At 59.9% G+C, this 19705-nt stretch carries 13 protein-coding genes and 4 tRNA genes; all 17 read right to left on the bottom strand.

What is annotated here, in order from left to right; all coding sequences use genetic code 11:
- Positions 1 to 14 precede the first annotated feature (14 nt).
- Positions 15 to 2117: an elongation factor G gene (gene fusA / locus HDG34_RS30370; protein WP_184065462.1), complete on the bottom strand. Its 2103-nt coding sequence runs from the start codon at positions 2115 to 2117 to the stop codon at positions 15 to 17.
- Positions 2118 to 2248: 131 nt separating this feature from the next.
- Positions 2249 to 2719: a 30S ribosomal protein S7 gene (gene rpsG / locus HDG34_RS30365; protein WP_006053291.1), complete on the bottom strand. Its 471-nt coding sequence runs from the start codon at positions 2717 to 2719 to the stop codon at positions 2249 to 2251.
- Between the two features lie 181 nt (positions 2720 to 2900).
- A complete protein-coding gene (rpsL, locus tag HDG34_RS30360; RefSeq protein ID WP_006053290.1) occupies positions 2901 to 3281 on the bottom strand; it encodes a 30S ribosomal protein S12 in 381 nt (126 codons plus the stop codon).
- 218 nt (positions 3282 to 3499) lie between these two features.
- Positions 3500 to 5347 (bottom strand): DNA helicase RecQ, encoded by a 1848-nt coding sequence (gene recQ / locus HDG34_RS30355; protein ID WP_184065459.1) that lies wholly within the window; start codon positions 5345 to 5347, stop codon positions 3500 to 3502.
- A gap of 224 nt (positions 5348 to 5571) precedes the next feature.
- Positions 5572 to 9810, bottom strand: coding sequence for a DNA-directed RNA polymerase subunit beta' (rpoC, locus tag HDG34_RS30350; RefSeq protein WP_184065456.1), 4239 nt, complete (start codon positions 9808 to 9810; stop codon positions 5572 to 5574).
- Positions 9811 to 9831: 21 nt separating this feature from the next.
- Positions 9832 to 13938 (bottom strand): DNA-directed RNA polymerase subunit beta, encoded by a 4107-nt coding sequence (rpoB, locus tag HDG34_RS30345; RefSeq protein ID WP_090802173.1) that lies wholly within the window; start codon positions 13936 to 13938, stop codon positions 9832 to 9834.
- A gap of 369 nt (positions 13939 to 14307) precedes the next feature.
- The gene (gene rplL, locus HDG34_RS30340) at positions 14308 to 14685 is read right to left on the bottom strand and encodes a 50S ribosomal protein L7/L12 (protein ID WP_018420143.1); all 378 of its coding nucleotides are present in this window, start codon (positions 14683 to 14685) and stop codon (positions 14308 to 14310) included.
- 63 nt (positions 14686 to 14748) lie between these two features.
- Positions 14749 to 15252 carry a 50S ribosomal protein L10 gene (gene rplJ, locus HDG34_RS30335; RefSeq protein ID WP_062129470.1) on the bottom strand — a complete coding sequence of 168 codons (504 nt, stop codon included), beginning with the start codon at positions 15250 to 15252 and terminating at the stop codon, positions 14749 to 14751.
- A gap of 304 nt (positions 15253 to 15556) precedes the next feature.
- Positions 15557 to 16255 carry a 50S ribosomal protein L1 gene (gene rplA, locus HDG34_RS30330; RefSeq protein ID WP_184065453.1) on the bottom strand — a complete coding sequence of 233 codons (699 nt, stop codon included), beginning with the start codon at positions 16253 to 16255 and terminating at the stop codon, positions 15557 to 15559.
- Positions 16256 to 16687 carry a 50S ribosomal protein L11 gene (gene rplK, locus HDG34_RS30325; protein WP_008922976.1) on the bottom strand — a complete coding sequence of 144 codons (432 nt, stop codon included), beginning with the start codon at positions 16685 to 16687 and terminating at the stop codon, positions 16256 to 16258.
- Between the two features lie 161 nt (positions 16688 to 16848).
- Entirely contained in the window at positions 16849 to 17406 is a 558-nt protein-coding gene (nusG, locus tag HDG34_RS30320; protein WP_075303275.1) for a transcription termination/antitermination protein NusG, read from the bottom strand.
- A gap of 1 nt (position 17407) precedes the next feature.
- Positions 17408 to 17788 carry a preprotein translocase subunit SecE gene (gene secE / locus HDG34_RS30315; protein ID WP_184040841.1) on the bottom strand — a complete coding sequence of 127 codons (381 nt, stop codon included), beginning with the start codon at positions 17786 to 17788 and terminating at the stop codon, positions 17408 to 17410.
- 34 nt (positions 17789 to 17822) lie between these two features.
- A tRNA-Trp gene (locus tag HDG34_RS30310) sits at positions 17823 to 17898 on the bottom strand.
- Between the two features lie 64 nt (positions 17899 to 17962).
- The gene (gene tuf, locus HDG34_RS30305; RefSeq protein ID WP_090802167.1) at positions 17963 to 19153 is read right to left on the bottom strand and encodes an elongation factor Tu; all 1191 of its coding nucleotides are present in this window, start codon (positions 19151 to 19153) and stop codon (positions 17963 to 17965) included.
- 62 nt (positions 19154 to 19215) lie between these two features.
- Positions 19216 to 19290, bottom strand: a tRNA-Thr gene (locus HDG34_RS30300).
- 16 nt (positions 19291 to 19306) lie between these two features.
- Positions 19307 to 19380, bottom strand: a tRNA-Gly gene (locus HDG34_RS30295).
- A gap of 39 nt (positions 19381 to 19419) precedes the next feature.
- Positions 19420 to 19505, bottom strand: a tRNA-Tyr gene (locus tag HDG34_RS30290).
- Between the last annotated feature and the right edge of the window lie 200 nt (positions 19506 to 19705).

Below are 19705 nucleotides of genomic sequence, written 5' to 3'. Positions count from 1 at the left end.
ACTTTGCCGCGCGATTACTTCGACTTCGCGTTGATGATCGCTTCCGACACGTTACGCGGAGCTTCAGCGTAGTGCTTGAACTCCATCGTGTACGTTGCACGGCCTTGCGTCAGCGAACGCAGAGACGTCGAGTAGCCGAACATTTCCGACAGCGGCACTTCGGCGCGAACGATCTTGCCGCCGCCAACCATGTCATCCATGCCCTGAACAATACCGCGACGGCCAGAGAGGTCACCCATCACGTTGCCCATGTAGTCTTCCGGCGTTTCGACTTCGACAGCCATCATCGGTTCGAGGATGACCGGCTGTGCCTTGCGCATCGCTTCCTTGAACGCCATCGAACCGGCCATGCGGAACGCGTTTTCGTTCGAGTCGACATCGTGGTAGGAACCGAACGTCAGGTGAACCTTCACGTCCACGACCGGGAAGCCCGCCAGCACGCCGGCCTTCAGCGTTTCCTGGATACCCTTGTCGACTGCCGGGATGTATTCACGCGGAATCACACCGCCCTTGATCTCGTCCAGGAACTCGTAGCCCTTGCCTTGCTCGTTCGGCTCGAGCGTGATGACCGCGTGACCGTACTGGCCGCGACCACCCGACTGCTTGACGAACTTGCCGTCAACGTCTTCCGCCTTGCCGCGAATCGTTTCGCGGTAAGCCACCTGCGGCTTGCCAACCGTTGCTTCGACGCCGAACTCACGCTTCATCCGGTCGACCAGAATTTCCAGGTGGAGCTCGCCCATGCCCGAAATAATGGTTTGACCCGATTCTTCGTCCGTTTGAACGCGGAACGACGGATCTTCCTGCGCCAGACGGTTCAGGGCCAGACCCATCTTTTCCTGGTCCGGCTTCGTCTTCGGCTCAACAGCCTGCGAAATCACGGGTTCCGGGAAAACCATGCGCTCGAGCACGATCGGGCTCGTCGGATCGCACAGCGTGTCGCCCGTGGTCGCGTCCTTCAGGCCGACCGCAGCGGCGATGTCGCCTGCGCGCACTTCCTTGATTTCTTCGCGCTGGTTCGCGTGCATCTGCAGAATACGGCCCAGACGTTCCTTCTTGTCCTTGGTCGCGTTCAGCAGGGTGTCGCCCGAATTCACAACGCCTGAGTAGACACGGAAGAAGATCAGTTGGCCGACGAACGGGTCGGTCATGATCTTGAATGCCAGTGCCGAGAACTTTTCGTCGTCAGCAGCGCGGCGCTCACCCTTTTCACCGTTTTCCAGCTCGCCGGTAACCGGCGGGATGTCGACCGGCGACGGCAGGAAGTCGAGCACGGCGTCCAGCATGCGCTGCACCCCCTTGTTCTTGAACGCGGTGCCGCACAGCATCGGCTGGATTTCGCAGGCGATCGTACGGTCGCGCAGACCCTTGATGATTTCCTCTTCGGTCAGCTCACCCGACTCGAGGTACTTGTTCATCATGTCTTCGTTCGCTTCCGCCGCGGCTTCGACCATCTTTTCACGCCATTCGTTGCATGTGTCGACGAGCTCTGCCGGGATGTCTTCGTACGAGAACTTGGTGCCTTGGGACGCGTCGTCCCAAATGATCGCCTTCATCTTCATCAGATCGACGACGCCCGTGAAGTTCTCTTCCGCGCCGATAGGCACGACGACCGGAACCGGGTTCGCCTTCAGACGCAGCTTGAGCTGGTCGTAGACCTTGAAGAAGTTCGCGCCGGTACGGTCCATCTTGTTGATAAACGCGAGACGGGGAACCTTGTACTTGTTAGCCTGACGCCACACGGTTTCCGACTGGGGCTGCACGCCGCCCACAGCGCAGTACACCATGCACGCGCCGTCGAGCACGCGCATCGAGCGCTCGACTTCAATCGTGAAGTCGACGTGACCCGGGGTGTCGATGATGTTGATGCGGTGTTCGGCGCGGTCGCCCGCCATGCCCTTCCAGAACGCCGTGGTAGCAGCGGAAGTAATCGTGATGCCGCGCTCCTGTTCCTGCTCCATCCAGTCCATGGTGGCAGCGCCGTCGTGAACTTCACCAATCTTGTGGTTCACGCCCGTGTAGAACAGAATGCGCTCGGTCGTCGTCGTTTTGCCGGCGTCGATGTGAGCGCTAATACCGATGTTACGGTAGCGCTCGATAGGAGTCTTGCGAGCCACTTTGATCCTCTATTGGGATGACGCGATGCGAGAGATGCCCATCGCGCTGTAACACAAACGGGCGAGGCGCCTTTGAAGCGCACCCGCCCGGAATTTCTTTCCGTTTTCCGCTAAACCCGGGGTGGGGAAGCTTAGAAACGGAAGTGCGAGAACGCCTTGTTGGCTTCTGCCATCCGGTGAACTTCGTCGCGCTTCTTCATCGCGCCGCCACGGCCTTCGGCCGCTTCGGAGAGCTCACCTGCCAGACGCAGGGCCATCGACTTCTCGCTGCGCTTCTTCGCGGCTTCACGCAGCCAACGCATCGCCAATGCCATACGACGCGACGGGCGCACTTCGACCGGAACCTGATAGTTCGCACCACCAACGCGGCGGCTCTTCACTTCGACCACCGGCTTGACGTTGTTGAGCGCCACCGTGAACACTTCCAGCGGGTCCTTGCCACCCTTGGTCTGGATCTGTTCGAAAGCGCCGTACACGATACGCTCGGCAACCGACTTCTTGCCGGAGAGCATCAGCACGTTCATGAATTTTGCTACATCAACGTTGCCAAACTTCGGATCCGGCAACACTTCCCGCTTGGGGACTTCGCGACGACGCGGCATGTTTCTTCCTTTACTTTTCAGTTGGAGCTGTTTACAGCCCCGCGGCCACCAACTAACCCGATTCATCCGTAAGACTAACCAGCCTGGTCGGGTGACCACTTACTCGATAGCACCGGCGATTCCGGCACCATCGCTATTACCGCCTTTGCAGGCGACCTGAAACTACGATCGACCGGCTAAACTACTTGCCAGCCTTGGCACGCTTCGCACCGTACTTCGAGCGAGCCTGCTTACGATCCTTGACGCCCTGGGTATCCAGCGAGCCGCGAACCATGTGGTAACGCACACCCGGCAAGTCCTTCACACGGCCGCCGCGAATCAGCACGACCGAGTGTTCCTGCAGGTTGTGGCCTTCGCCACCAATGTACGAAATGACTTCGAAGCCGTTCGTCAGACGAACCTTGGCGACCTTACGGAGTGCCGAGTTCGGCTTCTTCGGTGTCGTGGTGTACACACGGGTGCACACGCCGCGACGCTGGGGGCAGTCCTGCAAAGCCGGGCTCTTGCTCTTCGTCGTTTCCGACGTGCGGCCTTTGCGAACCAGTTGATTGATGGTTGGCATTGATTATTCCTGAAATTGAACAAAATCGACGCATCGGTTTCCGGGCAAAGCAGAAACGCCCGCGCATCGAACTTCCGGCTGGCCCGCTCACGCACGAACTGAAGTTGCGCGTAGGCATTCCAAGAACCGGAACCTAGCATAATATTCCGAAAATACTAAGGGAGTCAACAGGTTGCGGTGTTTCGCCCCTGTCAATCCGGCTAAACAGCCAGACGACGTCAGTCTGCCGCTACGACGTGCAGCAATTCGTAGCCGAAACGGTCCAGTTTACGCGCCCCCATGCCCGGAATCCCGCGCAGATCGTCGATTGAATTGGGGCCGAGACGGGCGATTTCCGCGAGCGTCGCGTCATGGAAAATCACATAAGCCGGCACTCCGTCGCTCTTCGCGGTTTCTGTGCGCCACATGCGTAGGCGCTCCCAGCGGGCCCGCTCGCGAGGGCCCATGCCAATGGTCGGATCGGCGCGCTCGCTCGTACGACCCGACGATTGACGCGTGCGTGTCGGCTTGACGTAGCGACGCATCGTCACCTTCTGCTCGCCCTTGAGCACCGGCTTGCTCGCCTCCGTCAGCACGAGCGAACCGAAGCCCTCGTGGTCGACCGTCAGGTAACCGAACGCGACGAGTTGACGAAAGATCGCACGCCACTCCGGCTCACCGAGCGCCGCGCCGATACCGAACGTGGTCAGCTTCTCGTGGCCGCGCTGCAGGATTTTTTCGCTGCGGTTGCCACGCAAAATATCTATCAGGTGCCCGGCTCCGAAATGAAAGCCGCTCGCACGCTGCGCGCGAAACACGCACGACAGCGCCATCTGAGCCTCGCGCGTTGCATCCCAGGTTGGCGGCGGCTCGAGGCAGTTGTCGCAGTTGCCGCACGGCTGGCTCGTTTCGCCGAAGTACGCGAGCAGGCGCACCCGCCGGCAAGTCGCCGTTTCGCACAAACCGAGCAGCGCGTCGAGCTTGCCGGTCTGGACGCGCTTGTGCGCGTCGTCTGCTTCGGATTCGTCGATCATCTTGCGCTGCTGCACGACGTCGCCGAGCCCGTAGGCCATCCACGCGTTCGACGGCAGTCCGTCGCGGCCCGCGCGGCCGGTCTCCTGGTAGTACCCTTCCACGCTCTTGGGCAAATCCAGATGCGCGACGAACCGCACGTCGGGTTTGTCGATGCCCATGCCGAACGCAATCGTCGCGCACATCACGATGCCTTCCTCGCGCTGGAACATCTCCTGATGTTTCTGGCGCACCTCGAACTCCATGCCGGCGTGGTACGGCAGCGCGCGCATGCCCTTTTCCTTCAGCCACTCCGCGGTTTCCTCGACCTTGCGGCGCGACAGGCAATAAACGACGCCCGCGTCGGTCGTACCGTCGGCTTTCGTATGCTCGGCGCGGATGAAGTCGAGCAGTTGCGTGCGCGCGTTGTCTTTTTCGGCGATGCGATAGCGGATGTTCGGCCGATCGAAACTCGACACGAACACGCGCGCGTCTTCGAGCGCGAGACGGTGGATGATTTCGTCGCGTGTGATCGCGTCGGCGGTCGCCGTCAGCGCGATGCGCGGGACATTCGGAAAGCGCTCGTGCAGCACCGACAACTGAATATATTCGGGCCGGAAATCGTGTCCCCATTGCGACACGCAGTGCGCTTCGTCGATCGCGAAAAGACCGATGCGCGTGCGTTCGAGCAGTTCCTGGAAGCGCGGCGTCATCAGCCGCTCCGGTGCGACGTAGAGCAGATCGATGTCGCCGTCGCGGAGCGCCCGCTCGGTGGCCACCGCCTCCGCGCTCGACAACGTTGAGTTCAGGTACGCGGCCCGCACGCCGACTTCGGTCAGCGCGGCCACCTGATCCTGCATCAGCGCGATCAGTGGCGACACCACGATGCCGGCGCCAAAGCCGCATTCGCGCCGCACCAGCGACGGGATCTGATAGCACAGCGATTTGCCGCCGCCCGTCGGCATCAGCACAAGGCAATCGCCACCGTCGGCGACGTGCTCGACAATTTCGCCCTGCTGCCCTCTGAACGCGGGATAACCGAAGACTTCATTGAGGATTTCGAGCGGTCGGGACATGTATTTGAGAGAGACGGCGAAAGGAACGGCACGCAGGCGGTGAGACGGATTTTACCAACCCATTCGTGCCGCGCCCGCGCTTTGCGACAACGTTAGCCATCGGGCCTAGGACTGCTCCGGCACGTCGCACCCATGCACGTGCAAAAAGAGCAAAAAAAAACCGCTCAGTCGAAACTGAGCGGCCTTCGTGGCTCATGAGGCAAGGCGGCTTGCGCCGCCAGCACTTACTCGCCCGAGTGTTGCTGTTCGGCAGCCGGCGTTTCCGGCGTACCGAATTCGAACGACTCTTCCGCCGCGATCTGATCGAAACGCTCGCGGTCGGCCAGTTCCTTGCTCTTGCGCGCCTTGTGGAACGCGAGACCCGTACCGGCCGGAATCAGGCGGCCGACGATCACGTTTTCCTTCAGGCCACGCAGGTCGTCGCGCTTGCCCATGATCGCCGCTTCGGTCAGCACGCGGGTCGTTTCCTGGAACGACGCCGCGGAGATGAACGAATCGGTCGACAGCGACGCCTTCGTGATACCGAGCAGCACGTTTTCGTACGTTGCCGGACGCTTGTCTTCCGCGATCATACGGTCGTTCTCGTCGAGCATGTCCGACCGCTCGACCTGTTCGCCCGGGATGAAACGCGTGTCGCCGTTGTCCGAAATCTGCACGCGGCGCAGCATCTGACGCACGATCACTTCGATGTGCTTGTCGTTGATCTTCACGCCTTGCAGACGGTACACGTCCTGCACTTCGTCCACGATGTAGCGCGACAGCGCCTCGACGCCCTGCAGACGCAGGATGTCGTGCGGATCCGCCGGTCCGTCGACGATCATTTCGCCCTTGTTGACGACCTGACCATCGTGCACCAGAACCTGCTTTTCCTTCGCGATCAGGAACTCGTGCTGGTTGCCCTCGAGGTCCGTGATAACGAGACGCTGCTTGCCCTTCGTGTCCTTACCGAACGACGTCGTACCCGTGACTTCCGCCAGGATACCCGCGTCCTTCGGCGAACGTGCTTCGAACAGTTCCGCCACACGCGGCAGACCACCGGTAATGTCACGCGTCTTCTGCGATTCGGTCGGGATACGTGCGAGCACTTCGCCGACCTGCACCTGCTGACCGTCCTTCACGGTGATCAGAGCGCCGACCTGGAAGCCGATCTGCACCGAGTGCTCGGTGTTCGGGATCTTCACTTCCTCGCCGTTCGCATCGAGCAGCTTGACCTGCGGACGCACCGTCTTCGACGCCTGCGAACCACGACGCTTCACGTCGATCACGACAAGCGTGGACAGACCCGTCACGTCGTCGATCTGTTTCGCGACCGTCACGCCTTCCTCGACGTTCTCGAACTTCACCGTACCACCGTACTCGGTGATGATCGGACGCGTCATCGGATCCCACGTGGCCAGTTGCGTGCCAGCCTTGATCTGCGCACCGTCGAGCTGCAGCAGCGTGGCGCCGTACGGCACCTTGTGACGCTCGCGCTCGCGGCCGTGATCGTCGGTGATCATCGCTTCACCCGAACGCGAGATGACGATCTGCTCGCCCTTCGCATTCGTGACGTAACGCATCGTCGACGTGAAACGCACCGTACCGTTCGACTTCGCTTCGACCGACGATGCCACCGCCGCACGCGACGCCGCGCCACCGATGTGGAACGTACGCATCGTGAGCTGCGTGCCCGGTTCACCGATTGACTGCGCCGCGATCACGCCGACCGCTTCGCCGACGTTCACCAGCGAGCCGCGGCCGAGGTCGCGACCGTAGCAGGCCGCGCACAGACCGTAGCGCGTTTCGCAGGTCAGCGGCGTGCGCACGCGCACTTCGTCGATGCCGAGGCGTTCGATGTCTTCGACCGCGTCTTCGTCGAGCAGTGTGCCCGCTTCGAACAGCGTTTCCTGCGATTCCGGGTTGACGATGTCAGCCACGGCCACGCGACCCAGGATACGGTCACGCAGCGCTTCGACCACTTCACCGCCTTCCACGAGCGCCTTCATCGCCACGCCGTTCGACGTACCGCAATCTTCCTCGACGACGACCAGATCCTGCGTCACGTCGACGAGACGACGCGTCAGGTAACCCGAGTTCGCGGTCTTCAGTGCCGTATCAGCCAGACCCTTACGTGCACCGTGGGTCGAGATGAAGTACTGCAACACGTTCAGACCTTCGCGGAAGTTCGCCGTAATCGGCGTCTCGATGATCGAGCCGTCCGGCTTCGCCATCAGACCGCGCATACCGGCCAGCTGACGGATCTGAACCGCGGAACCACGAGCGCCTGAGTCCGCCATCATGTAGATGGAGTTGAACGACTCCTGACGCGTCTGGTTGCCGTCGCGGTCCGTGACCGGTTCCGTCGACAGCTGCTCCATCATTGCCTTGCCGACCGCTTCCGACGTCGCCGACCAGATGTCGACCACGTTGTTGTAGCGCTCCTGCGCAGTGACGAGACCCGACATGTACTGACGGTCGTATTCCTTCACCTTCTTCGCGGCGTCGCCAACGATGGTTTCCTTCTGCGGCGGTACGAGCATGTCGTCGACGCAAATCGAAATACCAGCACGCGTTGCCAGACGGAAGCCCGACTGCATCAGTTGGTCGGCGAAAATCACCGTCTCACGCAGACCGCACTTGCGGAACGCGGTGTTGATCAGACGCGAGATTTCCTTCTTCTTCAGCGGCTTGTTCAGCACCGAGAACGGCAGACCCGGCGGCAGGATTTCCGACAGGATCGAGCGGCCAACCGTGGTCGCATACAGCGTGATCTTCGGTACGAACGCCGGCCCGCCTTCCAACTTGTCTTCGTTGTGGACCATTTCGGTGATCCGAACGTTGACGCGCGAGGCCAGTTCGACTTCCTTGTTCTCGTACGCGCGCAGCACTTCCGACACGCCCGTGAACGTCAGGCCTTCGCCCTTGCCGTTCACCGCTTCACGCGTCGCGTAGTACAGGCCGAGCACGATATCCTGCGACGGCACGATCGACGGATCGCCGTTAGCCGGGAACAGTACGTTGTTCGACGCGAGCATCAGCGTGCGCGCTTCCATCTGCGCTTCGAGCGACAGCGGCACGTGAACGGCCATCTGGTCACCGTCGAAGTCGGCGTTGAACGCCGCGCAAACGAGCGGGTGCAGCTGGATTGCCTTACCTTCGATCAGCACCGGCTCGAAAGCCTGGATGCCGAGACGGTGCAGCGTCGGCGCACGGTTCAGCATGACCGGATGTTCGCGGATCACCTCTTCGAGGATGTCCCACACCACCGGTGTCTGGTTCTCGACCTCCTTCTTCGCGGCCTTGATGGTGGTAGCGACACCCATCACTTCGAGCTTGTTGAAGATGAACGGCTTGAACAGTTCGAGCGCCATCAGCTTCGGCAGACCGCACTGATGCAGCTTCAGCGTCGGGCCGACCACGATCACCGAACGGCCCGAGTAGTCGACACGCTTACCGAGCAGGTTCTGACGGAAGCGACCGCCCTTACCCTTGATCATGTCCGCGAGCGACTTCAGCGGACGCTTGTTCGCACCGGTCATCGCCTTGCCGCGACGGCCGTTGTCGAGCAGCGAGTCGACGGCTTCCTGCAGCATCCGCTTTTCGTTGCGGACGATGATTTCAGGCGCCTTCAGCTCGAGCAAACGCTTCAACCGGTTGTTACGGTTGATCACGCGGCGATACAGGTCGTTCAGGTCCGACGTCGCGAAACGGCCGCCGTCGAGCGGGACGAGCGGACGCAGTTCCGGCGGCAGCACCGGCAGCACTTCGAGGACCATCCAGTCCGGCTTGATGCCCGAACGCTGGAACGCCTCGAGCACTTTCAGGCGCTTCGCGTACTTCTTGATCTTCGCTTCCGAGCCGGTGTTCTTGAGCTCCGTGCGCAGCAGCTCGACCTGCTCGTCGATGTTGATCGCGCGCAGCAGTTCGCGAATACCTTCCGCGCCCATTTCGGCACGGAATTCGTCGCCGTATTCCTCGACCTTGTTGTAGTAATCCTCTTCGGTCATGATCTGCCGCGCTTTGAGCGGCGTCATGCCCGGATCGATCACCACGTATGCTTCGAAGTACAGCACGCGCTCGATGTCGCGCAGCGTCATGTCGAGCACCATGCCCAGACGCGACGGCAGCGACTTCAGGAACCAGATGTGCGCGACCGGCGAGGCCAGCTCAATGTGGCCCATTCGCTCACGACGCACCTTCGCGAGCGTCACTTCGACGCCGCACTTCTCGCAGATCACGCCGCGGTGCTTCAGGCGCTTGTACTTGCCGCAAAGGCATTCGTAGTCCTTGATCGGACCGAAAATCTTCGCGCAGAACAGACCATCGCGCTCCGGCTTGAACGTGCGGTAGTTGATGGTTTCCGGCTTCTTGACTTCACCGAACGACCACGAACGGATCTTGTCCGGCGAGGCCAGACCGATCTTGATCGCGTCGAAAACTTCAGGTTGTTGGACTTGCTTGAATAGATCGAGCAAAGCTTTCATCGCTTCTCTCCAGTAGTCCGATTAGTTCCGGTCCAGGTCGATGTCGATACCCAGCGACCGGATTTCCTTCACCAACACGTTGAACGACTCAGGCATGCCGGCATCGATCACGTGATCGCCCTTGACCAGGTTCTCGTAAACCTTGGTCCGGCCCGTCACGTCGTCCGACTTCACCGTCAGCATTTCCTGCAGCACGTACGATGCGCCGTACGCTTCGAGCGCCCACACTTCCATTTCACCGAAACGCTGGCCACCGAACTGCGCCTTACCGCCCAACGGCTGCTGCGTGACGAGCGAGTATGGGCCCGTGGAACGCGCGTGCATCTTGTCGTCGACCAGGTGGTGCAGCTTCAGGTAGTGCATGTAGCCGACCGTCACCGTACGTTCGAACATCTCGCCCGTGCGACCGTCGAACAGACGCACCTGGTTCTTCGACGGCGTCATGCCGAGGTTTTCAGCGATGTCGTCCGGGAACGCCAGGTCCAGCGCGCGGGACATTTCTTCTTCCGTCGCACCGTCGAACACCGGCGTTGCGAACGGCACGCCTTCGCGCAGGTTCTTCGCCAGTTCGAGGATTTCGTCGTCGCTGAAGCTGTCCAGCTCTTCGGCGCGGCCCGATTCGTTGTAGATCTTGATCAGGAATTCGCGCAGTTCAGCGATCTTCGCCTGACGCTGCAGCATTTCGCCGATACGCCAGCCGAGACCCTTCGCGGCCCAACCCAGATGCACTTCGAGAACCTGACCCACGTTCATCCGCGACGGCACGCCGAGCGGGTTCAGAACGACGTCAGCCGGACGGCCGTCGGCCATGTACGGCATGTCTTCGATCGGCACGATCTTCGACACGACACCCTTGTTACCGTGACGGCCTGCCATCTTGTCGCCAGGCTGCAGACGGCGCTTCACCGCCAGATACACCTTGACCATCTTCAGCACGCCCGGCGGCAGTTCGTCGCCTTGCGTGAGCTTCTTGCGCTTCTCTTCGAACGCGAGGTCGAACTGGTGACGCTTCTCTTCGATCGAGTTCTTGATCGCTTCGAGCTGGGCCGCTGCTTCTTCATCCGCGAGGCGGATGTCGAACCAGTGATAGTGGTCCAGATCTTCGAGGTAAGCGCGGTCGATCTTCGTGCCCTTCGCGAGCTTCTTCGGACCGCCGTTCACCACCTTGCCTTCGAGCATGCGTGCGAGACGCTGGAACGCATCGCCTTCCACGATACGCAGCTGGTCGTTCAGGTCGAGACGATAGCGCTTCAGTTCATCGTCGATGATCTGTTGCGCGCGCTTGTCGCGCTGGATGCCTTCACGCGTGAATACCTGCACGTCGATCACAGTGCCGCTCATGCCCGACGGCACGCGCAGCGACGTGTCCTTCACGTCCGACGCCTTCTCACCGAAGATCGCGCGCAGCAGTTTTTCTTCCGGCGTCAGCTGGGTTTCGCCCTTCGGCGTGACCTTGCCAACCAGCACGTCGCCCGCCTCGACTTCCGCGCCGATGTACACGATGCCCGACTCGTCGAGACGGCCAAGCTGCACTTCGGCGAGATTCGAGATGTCGCGCGTGATTTCTTCCGGTCCGAGCTTCGTGTCGCGTGCAACGACGTTCAGTTCTTCGATGTGAATCGACGTGTAACGGTCGTCCGCAACGACCTTCTCCGAAATCAGGATGGAGTCTTCGAAGTTGTAGCCGTTCCATGGCATGAACGCGATCAGCATGTTCTGGCCGAGCGCGAGCTCGCCCAGATCGGTCGATGCGCCGTCAGCCAGCACGTCGCCGCGCGCAACCTTGTCGCCCATCTTCACGATCGGACGCTGGTTGATGTTCGTGTTCTGGTTCGAACGCGTGTACTTGATCAGATTGTAGATGTCGACGCCGACTTCACCCGCGACCGCTTCGTCGTCGTTCACGCGAATCACGATACGGCCCGCGTCGACGTAATCGACCACACCGCCACGCAGTGCCTGAACCGTCGTGCCCGAGTCGACCGCCACGGTGCGTTCGATGCCCGTACCGACGACCGGCTTTTCCGGACGCAGACACGGGACGGCCTGACGCTGCATGTTCGAGCCCATCAATGCGCGGTTCGCGTCGTCGTGCTCGAGGAACGGAATCAGCGAAGCTGCGACCGACACGATCTGCGACGGCGCCACGTCCATGTACTGAATGCGGTCCGGCGTGACCATCAGCGTTTCGCCCGCTTCACGCGACGACACGAGTTCGTCGGTCAGCGTGCGGTCGTCGGCCACCGCCGCGTTCGCCTGAGCGATCACGTAACGGCCTTCTTCGATCGCCGACAGATAGTCAATCTGGTCGGTCACCTTGCCGTCCGCCACCTTGCGATACGGCGTTTCGAGGAAGCCGTATTCGTTCAGGTGCGCGTACAGAGCGAGCGAGTTGATCAGACCGATGTTCGGACCTTCCGGCGTTTCAATCGGACACACACGGCCGTAGTGAGTTGGGTGCACGTCGCGGACTTCGAAGCCTGCGCGCTCACGAGTCAGACCGCCCGGGCCTAGTGCAGAAACACGACGCTTGTGCGTGATTTCCGACAGCGGATTGGTCTGGTCCATGAACTGCGACAGCTGCGACGACCCGAAGAACTCGCGAATCGCCGACGAGATCGGCTTCGAGTTGATCAGGTCGTGCGGCATCAAGTTTTCGCTTTCGGCCTGGCCGAGGCGTTCCTTCACAGCACGTTCGACACGCACGAGGCCCGCGCGGAACTGGTTCTCAGCGAGTTCGCCGACGCAGCGCACACGACGGTTGCCGAGGTGGTCGATGTCGTCCACTTCGCCCTTGCCGTTGCGCAACTCGACGAGGATCTTGATCGTCGCGAGAATGTCGTCGTCCTGCAGCGTCATCGGACCGACGATTTCATCACGGCCGACGCGCCGGTTGAACTTCATACGACCCACCTTCGACAGGTCGTACGCTTCTTCGCTGTAGAACAGACGGTTGAACAGTGCCTCGACCGCTTCTTCGGTTGGCGGCTCGCCCGGACGCATCATGCGGTAGATCGCGATACGCGCGGCCATCTTGTCGGCCGTTTCGTCGATACGCAGCGTCGACGAGATGTACGGACCCTGGTCCAGATCGTTCGTGTAGAGCGTCTGGATGTCCTTGATCTTCGCTTCGCGCAGCTTCTCGAGCACGGATTCGGTAATTTCGTCGTTGGCGTTCGCGATGACTTCACCCGTATCGCCGTCGATCACGTTCTTCGCGAGCACGCGGCCGAGCAGATAATCTTCCGGCACCGAGATGAACTTGGTCTTCGCGTTATCGAGGTCGCGAATGTGCTTGGCATTGATCCGCTTGTCCTTCTGGACGATCACGTTGCCATCGCGGTCCGTGATATCGAAGCGCGCGACTTCACCGCGCAAACGCTCCGGCACGAATTCCATCTGCGCGCCTTCCGGCATCAGCGTGAAATTGTCGAACACGAAGAAGTTTGCGAGGATCTGTTCCGGCGTCAGGCCGATTGCCTTTAGCAGGATCGTAACCGGCATCTTACGACGACGGTCGACGCGGAAGTACAGCACGTCCTTCGGGTCGAACTCGAAGTCGAGCCACGAGCCACGGTAGGGAATGATACGTGCCGAAAACAGCAGCTTGCCCGAGCTGTGCGTCTTGCCCTTGTCGTGTTCGAAGAAAACACCCGGCGAACGGTGCAGCTGCGAAACGATCACACGTTCCGTGCCGTTGATGACGAACGAACCGGTCGGCGTCATGAGCGGGATTTCGCCCATGTACACTTCCTGTTCCTTCACTTCTTTGACGACCGGCTTGCTCGGTGATTCTTTGTCGAGCAGCACCAGACGCACCTTGGCGCGCAGCGCCGAGCAGTACGTCAGACCGCGCTGCTGGCATTCCTTGATGTTGAATGCCGGCGGCGACAGCATGTAGCTGACGAACTCAAGGCGCGCGAAGCCGTTGTGCGAAACGATCGGAAAAACGGAAGTAAACGCGGCCTGCAAGCCTTCCGGCTTGCGTTGCGTAGATGACGTGTCTGCTTGCAGAAACGTGCTGAATGATTCAAGCTGGGTAGCCAGCAGGAAAGGTACTTGGTGAACGATGGGGCGCTTCGCAAAACTCTTGCGAATACGCTTCTTCTCGGTGAAGGAATATTGCATACGATCTCCGAATCACGGCGGGCATAGTTGTCGAGGCAGGATACCTTGATGAGACAACCCGAGTGTTCACCGACTGAGACCCGATGGCCGTCCGATGGCTTGAACGAACCTAGAAGCTTGGTGGTTGGCCGCTACCAACCGCTGGCTGACGGCAGCGGATGCCTGTGTTGCCCGCTACCCGACCAAACTTGCCTTCTGCAGTCGCTTCAGAAGACAAAGAGAAATGCCGGTCAAAATTACCGTGGGCGTTTTTCTTTGGCTTCTGGGAATCACATTCCTGCCGGCATACGCCCGCAAAAACGCGTCCTCCACAAAGCACAAAAAGGCCGGCGGTGAAAAACCGCCAGCCTTCGCACAGCGCGTTGAAGCTTACTTGATTTCAACCTTCGCGCCGGCTTCTTCCAACTTCTTCTTGGCTTCTTCAGCAGCAGCCTTGGGCACCGCTTCCTTAACGGGCTTCGGTGCACCGTCGACCAGATCCTTCGCTTCCTTCAGGCCGAGACCCGTCAGTTCGCGAACAGCCTTAATGACCGAAACCTTGTTTGCACCGGTTTCAGCCAAGATGACCGTGAATTCGGTCTGCTCTTCAGCAGCAGCAGCGCCGCCGGCTGCACCTGCCGGGCCAGCCACTGCAACAGCAGCTGCCGAGACGCCAAACTTTTCTTCGAACGCCTTGACCAGCTCGTTCAGTTCCAGAACCGACATCGAGCCTACGGCTTCGAGGATGTCTTCTTTTGCGATTGCCATTTGAAATACTCCTAAATTGAATTCGGATACAGCCAGCGATCAATCACGCTCGACTGAAGTGCATCACGCAGCGGCTTCTTCGCCTTGCTTCTTTTCTGCCAGCGCGGCCAGAGCGCGCGCGAAGCCAGAAACAGGTGCCTGCATAACGTACAACAGCTTAGAGAGCAGTTCTTCGCGGCTCGGGATGCTTGCCAGCGCTTGCACGCCAGCCTTGTCCATCACCTTGCCTTCGTAGGAACCAGCCTTGATGACCAACTTGTCATTGCTCTTGCTGAAGTCATTGACGACCTTAGCAGCAGCAATCGCATCTTCCGAGATGCCGTAGATCAGGGGGCCAGTCATCTGCTCTGCCAGCGGAGCAAACGGGGTACCCTCGACGGCGCGACGCGCCAGCGTGTTCTTCAACACGCGAAGGTAAACCTGTTGCTCACGCGCTTTCGCGCGCAGCTTGGTCAGATCGCCAACCGCGATTCCACGATACTCAGCCAGAACCACGGTCTGAGCTTTCGCGACTTGCGCGGCAACCTCAGCGACGACGGCCTGCTTGCTTTCTTTGTTTAGTGGCACGGTTAACCTCCAGATTCGATACACGCAGCGTGCGCCTTGTGTACCGCATTCAATAACGGCGTCCGACCAGTCAGGAGTATTTCGACCGTCAAAAATCCGTATCGCTACAGACATCCAACGGCTTCATCACTACAAAACCTTTTCGGGTTCGCCATCTGCGTTGGCTTTACATTAAGGGCCCGCCTACTTGCTGCGTGCCCACCAACGGTCTTTGACAACCGGTCGCGCGATGCAGACTGCCACCTCGCAACCGCCCAAAGCCCTTAAAAGCCGCCCCAACTCGCGCCGGAGCGGCGAAAATTCATTACTGGGCAGCGATCGACGTCTGGTCGACACGAACACCAACACCCATCGTGCTCGACAGAGCGACCTTGCGCAGATACACGCCCTTGCTCGTTGCCGGCTTCGCCTTCTGCAGCGCTTCGATCAGCGCATTCAGGTTGTTGCGCAGTGCTACCGGTTCAAACGAAGCGCGGCCGATCGTTGCGTGGATAATGCCGGCCTTGTCGACACGGAATTGCACCTGACCAGCCTTGGCGTTCTTGACCGCGGTCGCGACGTCCGGCGTGACCGTGCCAACCTTCGGGTTCGGCATCAGGCCACGCGGGCCGAGAATCTGCCCGAGCGTACCGACGATACGCATCGTGTCCGGCGAAGCGATCACGATGTCGAAGTTCAGGTTCCCGGCCTTGACCTGTTCGGCCAGGTCTTCCATACCGACGACGTCAGCACCAGCGGCACGAGCCTGCTCAGCCTTTTCGCCCTGCGCGAACACAGCGACGCGGACCGACTTACCGGTACCAGCGGGCAGCACGACCGAGCCGCGAACCACTTGATCCGACTTCTTTGCGTCAATGCCGAGTTGCACGGCGACGTCGATCGACTCGTCGAACTTCGCGCTTGCGCATTCCTTCACGAGCGACAGAGCGTCTTCGATCGGGTACAGCTTCTGACGATCCACTTTGGCTGCAAATGCTTGCAGACGCTTCGAAAGCTTAGCCATTTACACGCCCTCCACGGTGATGCCCATCGAGCGGGCGCTACCAGCGATCGTACGAACCGCTGCGTCCAGATCAGCAGCCGTCAGATCGGGCATCTTGGTCTTGGCGATATCTTCAGCTTGAGCGCGGGTGATCTTGCCGACCTTGTCGGTATGCGGCTTGCTCGAACCCTTGTCGAGCTTCGCTGCCTTCTTGATCAGAACCGTAGCCGGCGGCGTCTTCAGAACGAACGTGAAGCTCTTGTCCGCGAATGCCGTGATCACGACAGGAATCGGCAGACCCGGTTCCATCGCTTGAGTCTGCGCGTTGAACGCCTTGCAGAACTCCATGATGTTCAGGCCGCGCTGACCCAGCGCCGGACCAACCGGCGGCGACGGATTGGCTTTACCTGCAGGAATCTGCAGCTTGATAAAGCCGATAATTTTCTTTGCCATTTCGAGAACCTCTGTGGAACGCCGCCTTACGGGCGGACGCTCAGTGAGTAGTAGCGCGTGTTCGCCGACAAACTGGCTAGTTACGCTCCTCAACGGCCATTACGCGGACCGTAAGCGCGAAATACGGAACGCACCTAGCGGTGCGTTCCGTAAAATCTAGACTACAACTTTTCGACTTGGCCGAATTCCAACTCGACCGGCGTTGCGCGGCCGAAGATTGTAACGGAAACACGGACTCGCGACTTTTCGTAGTTCACTTCTTCGACGCTGCCGTTGAAATCTGTGAACGGGCCTTCTTTCACGCGCACCATCTCGCCTACCTCAAACAGGGTCTTCGGACGCGGCTTCTCCACGCCCTCCTGCATCTGCGACATGATCTTTTCAACTTCCCTAGGGGAGATCGGGCTCGGCCGATTACGCGCCCCGCCGACGAAGCCGGTCACCTTCGCCGTATTTTTCACGAGATGCCACGTTTCGTCTGTCATTTCCATTTCGACTAAAACATAGCCCGGGAAGAAACGACGTTCGGTTACTGATTTGTGACCGCCCTTTACCTCAACAACCTCTTCCGTTGGAACGAGGATCTGGCCGAACTGATCCTGCATACCAGCCCGCTCGATGCGCTCCTGAAGCGCTCGTTGCACGCTCTTCTCCATACCGGAATATGCGTGCACTACGTACCAACGTTTGCCGCTCGGGGATGCCGGAGTATCACTCATATCATTTCCAACCCAGAATCGCCGAGAAAATCGCCCACTCAATGGATTTATCACAAACCCAGAGGAAGATAGCCATCACGACTACGAAGCCGAAGACCACGAGTGTTGTTTGGGTCGCCTCTTTGCGACTCGGCCAAACTACCTTGCGGACCTCTTTGTATGAGTCATTGGCGAAAGCGATGAAACCCTTGCCAGGCGCCGAGAGAAGACCGACTGCGACACCCGCGATCGCACCAACAGCCAAGGCGGCTCCGCGGATGTACCATTCCTGGCCATTAAGCCAGAAGAACCCCACGAACCCGGCCAAGACCAGCAACACACCTGCGATCAACATCAACTTGTCGCCGGATGTATTTACAGTTTCGACGGAAGGATTCGCCATAACACCTTAACAAGCGCCACTACGGCGCGATAGTTGGCAGGGGCAGAGGGAATCGAACCCCCAACCTTCGGTTTTGGAGACCGACGCTCTGCCAGTTGAGCTATACCCCTAAACCATTTGGGGTTGACGACACCGCCAACCCCGATACAACCGATTATCGAGAACTCTCTGGCGTTACTCGATGATCTTGGCGACGACACCAGCGCCGACCGTACGGCCACCTTCGCGAATTGCGAAGCGCAGACCTTCTTCCATCGCGATCGGGTTGATCAGTTTCACCGTGATCGACACGTTGTCGCCCGGCATCACCATTTCCTTGTCCTTCGGCAGCTCGATCGAGCCCGTCACGTCCGTCGTACGGAAGTAGAACTGCGGACGGTAGTTGTTGAAGAACGGCGTGTGACGGCCGCCTTCGTCCTTGCTCAGCACGTACACTTCAGCCGTGAAGTGCGTGTGCGGGTTGATCGAACCCGGCTTGGCCAGAACCTGGCCACGCTCCACGTCTTCACGCTTCGTGCCGCGCAGCAGGATACCAACGTTGTCGCCTGCCTGACCCTGGTCGAGCAGCTTGCGGAACATTTCCACGCCCGTGCAGGTCGTCTTGGCCGTTGCGCGGATACCGACGATCTCGATTTCCTCGCCAACCTTGATCACGCCGCGCTCGACGCGACCCGTCACCACCGTGCCGCGACCCGAGATCGAGAACACGTCTTCCACCGGCATCAGGAACGCACCGTCAACCGCGCGCTCCGGCGTCGGGATGTACGTGTCCAGCGCATCGGCCAGGTTCATGATCGCTACCTCGCCCAGCTCGCCCTTGTCGCCTTCCAGCGCCAGCTTGGCCGAACCCTTGATGATCGGCGTCTCATCGCCCGGGAAGTCGTACTTCGACAGAAGTTCGCGAACTTCCATCTCGACGAGTTCCAGCAGCTCGGCGTCGTCCACCATGTCGCACTTGTTCAGGAACACGATGATGTACGGAACGCCAACCTGACGCGCCAGCAGGATGTGCTCACGCGTTTGCGGCATCGGGCCGTCGGCAGCCGAGCACACCAGGATTGCGCCGTCCATCTGCGCCGCGCCCGTGATCATGTTCTTCACGTAGTCTGCGTGGCCCGGGCAGTCGACGTGTGCGTAGTGGCGGTTAGCCGTTTCGTACTCGACGTGCGCGGTGTTGATGGTAATGCCACGCGCCTTTTCTTCCGGCGCCGCGTCGATCTGGTCGTACGCCTTCGCTTCGCCGCCAAACTTCTGCGTCAGGACCGTCGTGATCGCTGCCGTCAGCGTGGTCTTGCCGTGGTCAACGTGACCGATCGTGCCCACGTTCACGTGCGGCTTGGTCCGCTCAAACTTACCCTTGGCCATTTTCGACTCCTAAGAGGATTTTCCGTACGTTGCGCCGGGCGCAAACAATCACCGATTACTTCTGGTGCCCATGGGCAGGATCGAACTGCCGACCTCTCCCTTACCAAGGGAGTGCTCTACCACTGAGCCACATGGGCGCTACCTCTGTGTTGCTGGAGCGGGTGAAGGGAATCGAACCCTCGTCGTAAGCTTGGAAGGCTTCTGCTCTACCATTGAGCTACACCCGCAGGATCATGGATTCCCAACAACTGCTACATCTTGCATTCTGGTGGAGGAGGTTGGATTCGAACCAACGTAGGCGTAAGCCAACAGATTTACAGTCTGCCCCCTTTAGCCACTCGGGCACCCCTCCGCAGAGAACTGACGATTATGGGGGAACAATGTCTCTTTGTCAAGGGCTGCTTGACCGTTCCGATCCCAACGCTCTCATTTATATAGTGATTGACTGTTAGCCGTCCGTAAACGCAAAAACCCCACCGCGGCGGGTGGGGTTTCTGACTGGGGGGGAGCCTGACGATTACCTACTTTCACACGGGCAATCCGCACTATCAT

This window comes from Paraburkholderia sp. HC6.4b, assembly GCF_014200875.1.
Taxonomy (GTDB): domain Bacteria; phylum Pseudomonadota; class Gammaproteobacteria; order Burkholderiales; family Burkholderiaceae; genus Paraburkholderia; species Paraburkholderia tuberum.
The sequence above is the reverse complement of the archived record's forward strand: the minus strand, read 5'-3'. Positions and strand labels throughout refer to the sequence as shown.